Annotated in this window: 9 protein-coding genes; 7 read left to right on the forward strand and 2 right to left on the reverse strand. The window is 64.3% G+C overall.

The window, feature by feature from the left end; translation table 11 throughout:
* The 6 genes from H7A85_RS20280 to H7A85_RS20305 all read left to right on the forward strand — a co-directional run.
* The coding region (locus H7A85_RS20280) for a nucleoid-associated protein (RefSeq protein WP_210270279.1) at window positions 1–624 on the forward strand (624 nt) is incomplete at its 5' end.
* Window positions 617–1,822, forward strand: coding sequence for a hypothetical protein (locus tag H7A85_RS20285; RefSeq protein ID WP_182422356.1), 1,206 nt, complete (start codon window positions 617–619; stop codon window positions 1,820–1,822). The genes H7A85_RS20280 and H7A85_RS20285, both read left to right, overlap by 8 nt.
* Window positions 1,823–2,108: 286 nt before the next feature.
* The gene (locus H7A85_RS20290; RefSeq protein ID WP_182422357.1) at window positions 2,109–3,611 is read left to right on the forward strand and encodes a PAS domain S-box protein; all 1,503 of its coding nucleotides are present in this window, start codon (window positions 2,109–2,111) and stop codon (window positions 3,609–3,611) included.
* Between the two features lie 133 nt (window positions 3,612–3,744).
* The gene (locus tag H7A85_RS20295) at window positions 3,745–4,686 is read left to right on the forward strand and encodes a PhnA-like protein (protein ID WP_182422358.1); all 942 of its coding nucleotides are present in this window, start codon (window positions 3,745–3,747) and stop codon (window positions 4,684–4,686) included.
* Window positions 4,687–4,754: 68 nt separating this feature from the next.
* On the forward strand, window positions 4,755–4,940 hold the full coding sequence (locus H7A85_RS20300) for a hypothetical protein (RefSeq protein ID WP_182422359.1): 186 nt from the start codon (window positions 4,755–4,757) through the stop codon (window positions 4,938–4,940).
* 354 nt (window positions 4,941–5,294) lie between these two features.
* The gene (locus H7A85_RS20305) at window positions 5,295–8,183 is read left to right on the forward strand and encodes a response regulator (RefSeq protein ID WP_182422360.1); all 2,889 of its coding nucleotides are present in this window, start codon (window positions 5,295–5,297) and stop codon (window positions 8,181–8,183) included.
* 110 nt (window positions 8,184–8,293) lie between these two features.
* Here the strand turns inward: H7A85_RS20305 and H7A85_RS20310 are convergent, their stop codons facing one another.
* Complete coding sequence (locus tag H7A85_RS20310; protein ID WP_182422361.1) at window positions 8,294–8,503, reverse strand: hypothetical protein; 210 nt, start codon at window positions 8,501–8,503, stop codon at window positions 8,294–8,296.
* Window positions 8,504–8,577: 74 nt separating this feature from the next.
* On the reverse strand, window positions 8,578–8,781 hold the full coding sequence (locus H7A85_RS20315; RefSeq protein WP_182422362.1) for a hypothetical protein: 204 nt from the start codon (window positions 8,779–8,781) through the stop codon (window positions 8,578–8,580).
* Window positions 8,782–9,236: 455 nt separating this feature from the next.
* On the opposite strand from H7A85_RS20315, the gene H7A85_RS20320 reads away from it, so the two are divergent.
* Complete coding sequence (locus tag H7A85_RS20320) at window positions 9,237–9,569, forward strand: hypothetical protein (protein ID WP_182422363.1); 333 nt, start codon at window positions 9,237–9,239, stop codon at window positions 9,567–9,569.
* Window positions 9,570–9,892: the final 323 nt, after the last annotated feature.

Genomic DNA, 9,892 nt, shown 5'->3' on the forward strand with positions numbered 1-9,892 from the left:
ACGTCCACCTGCCGAAGTTTGGCGACGATCTCTTCCGGCTTGTGCTTCTTCTGTCCCATTCTCGTGTCCTCCATCAGCTCGAAAGCCTACTTCAGGGAGGACCACTTTTCAGGGGGCAGACCAAGTTTCTTGAAGGGCAAAGGTCAGGTCGCGGAATACTTTCGCGAGTTCCTCGGTTGCGACACCACGATCGAGAGTGTGGTCGAAACGCGCAACCTCGTCGAGGCGCTGAAGGCGTTCACCGAGACCCGCGAACTCGATCGCGAGGAGAGGCGCGCGTTCCTGGATCGCGCACTCGAGATCTGCGATCGAGATGCTCGTGTCAATAAGGCTCTCGACTTCACGACGCTCGCGAACGAGCTGCATCCGGAGGATCCGGGCGCACTTCTGAACATCTTGGCCGATCCTGGGCGTTCGCTAAGCGACGGTTTCGTGGCAGATCGACGGTCCTTGAAGGGTCTGGCCAACTTCAAAAAGAAAACCCGGAACTGGTCGGTCGAGTTCGAACGAAAGGCGCTGCATGAAGGCAAGGTGAGCTTCCACCTCGAGACCAACGCCATCACGCTATACGAGGTCCCGAACGATCTAAGGAACGCCCTGATCGAGGAAGTCCCAGGTGACTAGCAACGGCCTCGGCTGGAGCGAACTCCTCCATATCTATCGCAACGCTCGCTGGATTGAGGGCGACGATGCGGATGTGACGGTCGTCGATCGGAACCTTCTCAATACGCTTCGCCTCATCGAGACGTCCGACCGGGCGGCTCTAGAGTCAGACATTGTTCCACTGGCTTCAATAGATACGGTCTCCATCGGATCGGTCGTTCGGATGCGCATCGGTGCGCCTCAATGGCGCCTCGGCACGCTCGCTAGGGACTGGGATGCCTTGTTGCGCTTCCCGCTATCTCGCGTCAGGGAACGCCCTGAATACTATTTGACGTCCGACGGCACGCACGGGGGAACGACGCCTCCAAGCGAGCCGATGCTGCGTTACCGCGCGATGTTGCGGTTCGTTGAACTGGTGGGCCGAGCGGCCCTCTTCTGCGACTGGCCGAACGCTAGGATCGTCTTCTTCGACAAGCATCGTATCGACCTGCCGGTCACGTACGAGTGGAAAGATGTCCTTCGTCTCGACATGAAGGAGGTCGATCTCCTTGCAACGACCCTGGCTGGCGACGTGCATGCCGATCAGAGGTTGGCGATCTTGGCTGACGCGGTCACCAGTCTCGTCGACGGTCGTCCGACGAAGGAGCGCTTCCGTTGTCTCGTCCAGAACGTCGGGGAACTGGCACGAAAGGTCGTCGACGGATATCGGCTCTTCGCGGCCAGTTTCTCCTACTCGAAGATCCGGACGGAGGTCGACAAGAGCGTATCCGAGTACGTCGGTCGAATCCACAAAACCTTCGCCGACATCCAGGGGCAGTTACTGGGGCTGCCGGTCGCGGCCGTGGTCGTCGCGACCCAGCTCAAACCCGTCCGATCCTGCACGCTTGAGGCGTTCTCCAATACGGCGGTTCTTGCGGGCGCGTTGCTATTCTGCGTGCTGCTTCTGGCGTCCTGCGTGAACCAATGGTTCACGTTGCGATCCATACGGGGCGAGATCGACGAACAAAGGCGTCGCCTCGTGACCGAGTTCGTGGAAATCGAAGATCTCTTCGCGCCGTCGTTCCAGGCCCTTCGAACGCGGATAGGCTGGCATCAAGCCGCTCTCGTCGTGATCGCCATGATCACCGTGGCGAGCAGCGGATTCGCGTACTTCGCATTCGCGATCGCTGGCGGTAGCGAAGCTTGGCGATGCATGGGAAGCGACCTATTCGGTCTATGAACCTGATCGGGATCTTATAAGTCAGCAGTCACCTCATGCCGTATGATTTAATCCATAGCGAAGGTTGTTGCGGAACGGATGCTTCCGGGCATTACGGGCCGCAGTTCCAGTAACTGGACTGGGTGGTTAGCTGTCTGTCTGCTTTTGGCGAACGTTCGTCCAAACCGGACGTGGGTCCATCGATCATGGGACGTTGGGTGGACGCGATCGGCTGAAGCGTTTCCGCATGACAGTTCAGCTTCGCTCACTAGATTTCTGACGATGACGAACTGCCGGAAGGCTCGCTATGACGGGACCCAGCTTGCGCATCGACAACGGTGATCGCCTTTTGCACCAGCTCATTGCCGGTCTGCGCGATGGGGTGATCCTTCTCGACCTGTCGGGGCGGATCCGTTGGGCCAACGACGCCGTCATGACGATGTACGGAGCACGACGGATCGAGGATCTAGGATGCGACCTCGACGACTACCGTCGGCGCTTTCGCCTTGCCTACCGCAACAAGCATCCGCTTTCGGACGCCGCCCTGTCGGTCGAGGGGGCCGCAAGGCAGCCGCGGGCCGAACGCATCGTCGTCGAGGTCCACCTCGAGGGTCAAGGTGACGACACCCGCACGCACGCCCTGCGGTTCCAGAGGATCGAGGTCAACGGCGACGCGGAGGACTTCGTCGTTCTGGTCGTCGAGGATGAGACCGCCCGCTACGATGCCGAAGACCGGTTCGAGAGCGCCTTCAACGCCAACCCGGCTCCAGCCCTCATCTGCCGTGTCGCCGACCGGCGCTTCGTTCGCGTGAACCGCGGCTTCCTCGACATGACGGGCTTCTCGCAGGACGACGTCATCGGACGCACAACCGACGAGTTCGACGTCCTGGCTGGCTCGCGTGGCCGCGACACCGCTCTGGAGCGGTTGCAGGAGGGGCGCACCATTCCCCAGACCGAAGCGGACCTGACGCTGCCCGACGGTTCCACGAAGTGCGTGATCGTCGCCGGCCAGCCGATCGAGCTGTCGGACGAGCCCTGCATCCTGTTCACCTTCGCCGACCTCGAGCCGCGTCGGCGCGCCGAGAAGGCGTTGCGGCAGAGCGAGGAGCGGTTCTCGAAGGCGTTCAAGCTGTCACCGGTCGCCTTTGCCATCAGCCGCCTCGACGGCTTCCGCTACGTCGAGGTCAACGCGGCTTTCGAGGAACTGACAGGCTACGGACCCGAACGCCTGATCGGGCGGGCCGCCCCCGACCTCGACCTCTGGACCGACGCTGGGGCCAGGACAGCGTTCGAGACGCGGATGACCGAAGTGGGGTCCGTCCGGGCTTTTCCGCTCTCGCTGCGGCGCGCGGACGGATCAGTTGCGGACTGCCTTCTGTCGGCCGAGCGCATCGAGATCGACGACGTCGCCTGTCTTTTGTCGGTCGTCTCCGACGTCACCGAGTTGAAGCGGACCGAGGGCGAGTTGGTCGAGGCGATCGACGCCGTGATGGCTGATACGACTTGGTTCAGTCGGAAGATCGTGGAACGCCTGGTGATGGTGCGCCAGGGCAGCGACGGTCCGCCAAGCGCCGAACTCGATGCCCTGTCGGAGCGCGAGCGGGCCGTTCTCGAGCTGATCTGCGAGGGCATGACCGATGCCGAGATCGCAGGGACGCTTGTGATCTCCCGACATACGGTGCGCAACCACTTGGGGTCGCTCTACCGCAAGATCCGGGTAGGTCGACGTAGCGCGGCCGTTGTCTGGGCCCGGGAGCGCGGTCTCACCGGGCGGAAGGTAACGCGAACCAGCAAGAAAGGTCAAAAGTAGCTAGTCGAATTGGTTTGTTCTTGTCTGTTGGGATCGGCACCGGAGGCCAGATTGGATCGTGCAGTTCGTCCCGTTCGGGACAGCGGACACGGCCATGGCGCCCTCCGCTCCGATCGCCAAAGAAAGGCCTCCCATGAGCGACTTCACCCGACCCGGCACCGAACGCGTCGATACGGTCCCCACATCTGTGCACGGTTCCGCTGTCCTCCCGACGGTCACCGACGACGCGCACACCATCCTGATCAACAAGGTGTCCTGGGGGGCGATCTTCGCGGGCGTCGTCGTCGGCCTCGTGGTGCAGGTGCTTCTCACAATGCTGGGGGTCGGTATCGGCATCGCAACGCTGGATCCAGGCGCTGGCGCCGCCGACAACCCGGCCGCCTCGACCTTCTCGATCGGGGCCGGCATCTGGTACGTCCTGTCGGGCATCGTGGCAGCCTATGTCGGTGGGTACATCGCGGCGCGGATGTCGGGAAAGACGGCGCCGACGACGGGTGCCTTACACGGTCTGACGACCTGGGCCTTCACGACGCTCCTCGTCCTCTACTTCCTGACCTCGACCGTCGGCGGCATCGTGGGCGGTGCGTTCAGCGGCGTGGCGGGGGCATTGGGTGGCATCGGCCAGACGGTCGCGCAGACCGCCGCTCCGATCGTCGCTAACTCCAACCCGCTCGACGCGATCGAGGGTGAGGTGCGTGCTACTGGGACCGACCCCGAGGCGCTCCAGGCCAATGCCGTGAATGCCGTACGCGCCCTTGTGGTCGGTGGTCAGGCGGGAACCGACGAGGCCCGCAACCAGGCAGCGCAGGCCCTGGCGCAGGCGCGCGGCATTCCCCAGGAGCAGGCGCTTGCACAAGTTCGTGAGATCGAGCAGCGCACCAACGCGGCGATCGAGAGCGCCAAGCAGACCGCGACGCAAGCCGCCGATACGGCCGCATCGGTCGTGTCGACGGGCGCGTTCCTTGCGTTCGTGGCGCTGGTCCTCGGCGCGATCGCTGGCTGGCTTGGCGGTCGCTCCGGAGTCGTCCACCCGGTCTTCGCCGACCGCATTGTCCCGACGCGCCGCCAGGTTTGAAACGCGTTTCGACGAGGGGGCGGCCACATCGGCCGTCCCAGCGGATCGACGAGCAATTGGAGATGACGATGGCAAGCGACGTCTCGGCCGCGGGAGCACAAGCTGCAAGAACCGGAGAGAGACGCTCCTCCAATCCCCACGATGTGCAGACCGAGGAGTGGAACCTTTGGATGGACGGTTTCGATCAGGAGACCGTTCGCATCGAGCGAAAGTTGGGTGATTCGCCGATTGATGGGACCACCGTGCAGAAGTGACTGGGCGGTTGCTTTCGGCGGGTGCGTGCCGTGCCGCTCGCGCCTACCTGAATTGGTCCATTCCCAAACTCGCGCGGATGTCGGGAGTCACGGTCAAGGCGGTATTTGACGCGGAGCGCGGTCGGCCCATCCGGTCCTTCGATCTGGCACGAATTGAGCGCGCGTTCCGGGGCGCGGGGGTTCACGTCGAGCGGGCGGACGGTCAGGATGTCGCGCTTCGTTGGTCGGCCGTCGACGCCGACGAAACACCCGCACCAGCCGCGCTGGCTATCACCGAAACAACGGAACGATAGGGGCGGCGCACAAGGACGCGCACGAACCTCATCGACGACCCCGATCGCAAGGACTCCCAAAATGACGACCGCGACGATCGGGACCGCATCCCCCGGCACGAGGCCCGTGCGACAGGCTCGACCGACGTGGTTCGTCGTGTCCGCCATCGTGCTGGCGCTCACGGCGGTCGCCCTGGCCTGGACGGTCTGGGCCAGCCAGTCCCGAACGGTGTCGAGCCAAGCGCAGGGACGCCTGAACGGAGCGCTCGCCGAACTCCTCTACACCGTGACTACCGCCCAAAGCAGCATGCGGGGCTTCGTCCTCACCGGCACCGACGCGTTCCTCGACCCTTACCGCCAAGCGTCCGAGGCCCTGCCGTCCGCGCTCGACGCCGTGACCCAGACCCTCGCCTCGGCACGGGTCGACGGCGAGGAGGTCGAGGTCGTCTCCGACCTTGCCCAGCAGCAGATGACCTTCGTCCAGTCCGTCGTCGAGGCGCGCTCGCAGGAGGGTTTCGACGCCGCATCCGCCCTTGTCGCGAGCGGCGTCGGACGCGAGATCATGGCCGAGCTGCGGTCAGCGACGCGCGAGTTGACCGCGGGCTCGAACGCCGTGATCGAGAACAACATGCGGGTCGGCCGCCTGCTCGGATGGAGCCAGCTTGCCCTCCTGCTTCCGGCCCTCGGCGCGGCGGGCTACCTCGCGCTTCTGGCATGGCGCCGGCAGGAGCAGGTCCAGGCCGGTGCCGACCTTCTGACCGACGTGATGGAGGTCGCCCCCGTCGGCGTCGCCTTCTTCGATGCCGATCGCCATCTGCGCCGTGCCAACGCCGAGTTCGCCACCGTCGTGTCCGCCACGGGCACGACGACCGCGAAGGACTGGCTGCTGCCCGTCCTCGACCGGGTTCTGGCGACGGGCGGGAGCCTGAACGAGAGGGCGTTCACCTTCGGCGAGGCGGGCGAGCGTCGGGCGGTCGTGTCGGCGTTTCCGACCAGGGGAAGTGGTAAGGCGAAGGGCGGGGTCGGGGTCTTCGTACTCGAGACCACAGAACAGCAGCGCACGATGGCAGCGCTCGGCGAGGCGAGCGCGCAGTTGGCGGCGATCGGCGACAACATCCCCCAGCTCGCCTGGATGGCCGAGCCGACGGGTGCCATCGTTTGGCACAATCGCCGATGGTTCGACTACACCGGGACCGACGCCGACAGCATGGCGCTAGACGGCTGGTCGAACGTCATCGAGCCCGAGCACGCGGAGCGGGTCGATGAAGGCTACCGGTCTGCGGTGGCGACCGGCGAGCCGTGGGAGGACACGTTCCCGCTGCGCGCCGCCAACGGCACGTTCCGCTGGTTCCTGACACAGGCCGTGCCAATCCGCGACGCAAGCGGCGAGGTCGTCCGATGGTTCGGCACGAACACTGACGTCACCAAGCAGCGTGCGCTGGAGGAGGAGTTCCTGGCGGCAAAGGAGGTTGCCGAGAACGCCAACCGGGCGAAGTCGCAGTTCATCGCCAACATGAGCCACGAACTGCGCACGCCGCTATCGGCGGTGATCGGCTATGCCGAGATGCTGGAGGAGGAGGTCGAAGACCTAGGTCAGACCCACCTTCTGCCCGACCTAAAAAAGATCGAAGGCAACGCTCGCCATCTCCTCAGCCTCATCAACGATGTTCTCGACCTCTCGAAGATCGAGGCTGAGCGGATGGACCTGTTCGCCGAGACCTTCAACCTCGCGACCGTCCTAGAGGAGGTGGGATCCACCGTCGGCTCGCTCATCACCAAGAAGAACAACACCCTCGCGATCGAGCAGGACGGCCGGCTCGGCGAGATGCATAGCGATCAAGTCAAGATCCGCCAGTGCCTGCTGAACCTCCTGTCGAACGCCTCGAAGTTCACGGAAACTGGGGTCATCACGCTGGCGGCCGAGCGCACGACCGTAGCCTCGCGGGACTGGATCACCCTGTCGGTGACCGACAGCGGCATCGGCATGACGCCCGAGCAGGTCGAGCGCTTGTTCGAGCGTTTCGCGCAAGCCGACGAGACGACGACCCGCAAGTTCGGCGGCACGGGTCTCGGGCTTGCCATTACCCGCGCCTTCTGCCGCCTGCTCGGTGGCGACATCGGCGTCGCGAGCGAGGAGGGCGTCGGGACGACCTTCACGATCCGTATCCCGGCCGTCGTGGAGGAGACGATTGGAGAGGCCGCGATCCCGACGGGCGGCGACGCTGCGGTCGCCGGTCCGTCAGGGACGGTGCTGGCGATCGACGACGATCCGCACGCCCGCGACCTCGTCACGCGCTTCCTGACCAAGGAAGGGTTCACGGTCCGCACGGCGTCCGACGGTGTCGCCGGACTGGAGATGGCCCGCGCGCTCGTGCCGGATGTCATCCTTCTCGACGTTACCATGCCCAAGAAGGATGGATGGTCGGTGCTGGCCGAGTTGAAGGAGGATGCGCGTCTGTCGGGCGTTCCCGTCGTCATGGTATCGAGCCTCGACGAAAAGCGCATCGGCTACGCGCTCGGCGCGTCGGACTATCTCGTGAAGCCGGTCGAGTGGGAGCGCTTGAAGGAGGTCATGGATCGCTTCCGCGCGGCGTCGGGCGGCCTGGTCCTTGCCATCGACGACGACGAGGATACGCTGGCACGGTATGCGGTGATGCTACAACGGCAGGGCTTCGAGTTCGCGTCCGCGACGAACGGCCGGCTCGGTCTCCAACGCGTTGACGAGCGCCGCCCCGACCTGATCCTGCTCGACCTCAACATGCCCGTGATGGACGGGTTCGACTTTCTGACCGAACTGCGAGCCGATCCGGTCCGGGCCGACATTCCGGTCGTCGTCCTATCGTCAAAAGACCTCAGTGCCGACGAGCGCCATGCGCTGAACGCGGCAGCCGACCAGGTCCTGTCCAAGTCCGAAGTCTCTCTGCGCCAACTGGCCGAGCGCATCAAAATGGTCCTACCGTCAGGTCGGTAGCGTTCCCAGAAATACATGGAAGGTAGGCCGCAAGGTGTTGCCAATCCCGGACCGCGTATCGGAGCGTAAGGCTCAGGCTGTCAGATGGGAGCAGCCGTAGAGCGACCGCCCTACGGCCGCTCGGCTGGTGTGGCCGGCACCGGCGTCGGCGTCACGCCCTGAACCCGCTCCTGCGCGTTCTGGATCGTCTCCATCTGTCGCGCTTCCCGCCCACGTCCGGCATCCTGCATGAACAGAAAGCCAAGCCCGAACAGGAGCACGAGCGACGCGGCCAGAAGCACGTAGCGCGTCGTCTTCTTCGCAACTGTCTTCGGTCGCATGCAAGCCTCCCTCGAACTGGTGGAGCGTCGTGCCCACGGGGCTGCGACGACGCTCCCATCCCTATCAACGGCTGTCAGATGCCGCCGGGAATTCCGGGGACCGCAGGGCCCGGCCGCGTTGGGTCAGGCTCTCCCGCCGGGTTCGTCTCGACCGGCTTGGTCGGTAGATCGTTGCCGATGCCCGGACCGCCGTCGGGGCGACCGATCGCATCGTTGTCCTGTCCCGGCAGCACGGGCTCGGGCAGATCCTGGCTAGGTTGGTTGATGGTGTTCGACATGGGGATGTCCTCCGTTCCGTATGGAAGAAGGACGGGCGTGGATCAGGATGGTTCCAGGTAGATAAGCGGTTAGCTCATCGAGCGTCCCAGCGTCACACGCTTCCGGTGGGCTTGTCGTGCAGCCTTACGTCGAGAACCAGCGACGCTAGCGTATGGTCGGTCCAGTGGCGCTTTCAGATGACGGCCGGCCCCGTCACCCTTAGAGCGCACCTCGAACCGCAGCAACCTCCTGTCCCCCACCGCCCCGTGCAAGGAACTCGTCCACCAACATTTGCGTCCGCGTACCGCAGATTGGCTTGGTGAACAACGGCCGCGACCGTTCCCTTCCCATCGCGCTCGACCAGCCAATCGTCGCCGTTTGGTGAGCGGTAGGCGGTCTGCAACTCGACCATGGGTGTCCTCGCTGGAATAGTGGTGGGCGCAGAGAACGCAAGTTAGACTGCAACAAGGTCGGCGTGGGATTGTTGCACGGCACGCTATGCGAGGACGACACGCATGGAGTTGCCGGTGTCCACATCGCCGAGCGCACGATCCTCGTCTGGTGCCACCGCACCGAGCGTCCCAATGCCAAAGCCTTGAATATCGGTCCGACGCATGCCGAGCAGACGGTAGCCGTTTGGTCCTCGATGCGCCATGCCATCAACTACGTGGTCGACATGCAGCCCGACCGAGAGGCGGATGGCCTGCATCTTTGGATCCGCACGCCACAGGGGCACGTCCACTCGCCGGTGACGATCGAACTGATGGCCGCGGCCATGTTCGAGGCGGAGGCTTGGGAGCGGCGCTAGACCGCTGCTTAAGCTGTGGCGACCATTCAAAGCGTAGGGCAGATGCGACGAAGCGTCCCCGTCCCATCCAGACCTGTCAGGCGGTCATCCCTGCTTGAGTTCCGCCCTGTAGCCACGAACCGGCCACGTACTCATTCGGGTAAGGCCAAGCAACGTCTGCTTCGAGGCGGTGCAGCGAGGTGGCTGTACGGCAGTGAAGGGTCCAGGCTGTTTCAAAACGTCGAACCCTGTTGTCGTTCGACGTTTTGGGACCGACCGGATGGCTGGACATCGAAAGGCGGCGCTCTGTAGCTGCGTTTTGTGCTCATCGCTGGATAAGATGA

Source organism: Aureimonas sp. ME7 (assembly GCF_903970965.1).
Classification (GTDB): Bacteria; Pseudomonadota; Alphaproteobacteria; order Rhizobiales; family Rhizobiaceae; genus Aureimonas.